The sequence below is a fragment of the Camelimonas fluminis genome (assembly GCF_014656355.1).
Classification (GTDB): domain Bacteria; phylum Pseudomonadota; class Alphaproteobacteria; order Rhizobiales; family Beijerinckiaceae; genus Camelimonas; species Camelimonas fluminis.
Window position 1 is genome coordinate 1 of record NZ_BNCG01000116.1, and the last position, 2,088, is coordinate 2,088.

Annotated in this window: 2 protein-coding genes; one reads left to right on the forward strand and one right to left on the reverse strand. The window is 60.7% G+C overall.

From position 1 onward, the window contains the following. The coding region (locus IE243_RS23330; RefSeq protein WP_210319966.1) for a hypothetical protein at positions 1 to 444 on the forward strand (444 nt) is incomplete at its 5' end. On the opposite strand, the gene arsK is transcribed toward IE243_RS23330, so the two are convergent. Beyond that, positions 436 to 1,632, reverse strand: coding sequence for an arsenite efflux MFS transporter ArsK (gene arsK, locus IE243_RS22620; RefSeq protein WP_191321540.1), 1,197 nt, complete (start codon positions 1,630 to 1,632; stop codon positions 436 to 438). The two genes, IE243_RS23330 and arsK, sit on opposite strands and share 9 nt — an antisense overlap. Between the last annotated feature and the right edge of the window lie 456 nt (positions 1,633 to 2,088).

The window sequence follows — 2,088 nt, forward strand, 5'->3', positions numbered from 1 at the left end:
GAGCCCGGCAGCAACGCTGCCGGGCTTTTTTATGTTTTCACCGGGCAATTGACGAACTGCGCGAATAACGCAAACCGTGCGACCGGAGGCGCGTCAGGAACCGGCTTCAAGGGGCCATGGCAGCGTTTGGGATCAACAACAGGCGGACGAACCCGTTGCCTGTCACATGGCGTGGGGCAGCCCTCTGTGATTTCCACTCCTGCAATCCGCCGCCTGAACCCACCCGCATCAAACTGGCCGCCCGCGCTGTACGCAGCATTGTCGCTTCCGGCTGGCGGCGAGCCCCTTGCCTGGTTACCTGGCGCTACATGCGCCGACGCCCGCGCAAGATTTTTTTTGTACGCCATCGTCCAGCGCGGGCTTCGCACACCTGCTGATACAACGCCGCTGATCATCGCCCCATCATCCAGCCGGGCATTGAACCACAGCACGCGTTCAGAATGAGCGCCCGGGACTTGCAAGCTTCGCGATGAGCAACAACGTTGCCGTTGCGCAAACGCCGACGCCAGCCACCGCCATCAGCGCCAGCCCAACGCCGCCGTTTGCCATGATGAAAGAAAATGTAAATGGAGCAGCCGCGCCAACGATGAGCCGGACGGACATCACCCGCCCCTGAAGCGCGGCGTAGCCCTGATGACCAAACAGTTCCAGCGGCAAGGTTCCGCCAACGATACTGAACAGGCCGCTGCCCAGACCAAACAGGGTGGCGAACAACATGGCCACCCAAAATGAGGGCGCGGCAATCGCCAGCGCGACCAATGCAAGAACGAGAAGAACGGCCGAGGCGATGGCCAGGTGAAGTTGCGCCAAGTTCCTTGCGAACACCATGTTGATCAACCGGCTTGCAACCTGCGCCGGCCCGAACAATGCCCCTGCGGCAACGCCGGCCGCCCCCAGCCCCAGCGCGGCAAGCATCGGCAACATGTGGATCAGGACAGCGGAGCTGATAAAGCTCTGCAATGCAAACGCCGTTGTCATCATGATGAAACCGGCTTTGCGGTCCACATCCCCCAGCCGCCCTTGTTGCGGGACGGTCGCCGACGATATGCGCCGCGCGTCGCCCTCCGCCTTCCGCCCCGGATTTCGGGATAGCAGCAGATGAATCGGCAGGCAGACAGCCAGTTGCAGGCCGGCGAAGACGAGATACACCGGCCGCCAGCCCAGAAACCCATGCATCCACGCCGTTAGCGGCCAGAATATCGTGGAGGCAAAACCGGCGATCAGGGTCAGGTAGACGATGTTGCGCTGGGCCGTTTCAGGCTGACGCTGCACCAGCAGGGAAAAGGCCGCGCCGTACTGGACAAATGTTGCGGCGATCTGGGATGCAACAAGCGCAGGAATAAATGTCGTGACGGACCCGGTCGCGGCGCACGCGACCAGCGCCAGCGCAGCGGCAACAGAACCGAAGGCCATGATCCGGGCCGCGCCAAAGCGGTCCATCCACTTGCCCGTCCATGGAGCGACGCCACCGCTGGCGAGCAGGGCAACTGACAGGGCGCCAAAAATCCACTCGCTCGTCCAGCCAAAATCACGCGCCATGGATGGGGCAAGGACGCTAAAGCTGTAATACAGCGTTCCATAGCCAATGATCTGGGAAACCCCAAGCGCCGCAACATCAACCCAGCGCTTCATGATCAGACTCTCCCGAGCGTGGCCCTTGCAGCCAGCTTCCCGGCGGCTTCCTTCCGCTCACCGTGGCGGCCCGTCAAGTGTCCGCAGACATCGCGCGGCAGCAGCGAGAGCTTGACCAGTCCCTCCATCACGCGGCCACAGCTTCTGGAGCACTTGTCAGCTAACGTATAAACCGGAGGAAATACTCGCTGAACCGCTTGCCAACGCAACTTGAAACAAACCAGATATGTGACTGGATGTCGGAGAGCCATGCGATACGCATCGCCATTAAAGCTTTTCCATGAAATTTATAAGCACAGTCTGAGGGAAATCAGGTTCTGAGCCTTTGGAGACTCCGATGACGGGGATTCCGTCGACGCGGCGCCCGAAGCTTCTCACGATACTCAATCAGGCGGCAACGCTAGAGCGGTTTTCGAACGTCTAGAATCATAAGAGGTTCCCCCTTCGCGAGATTTC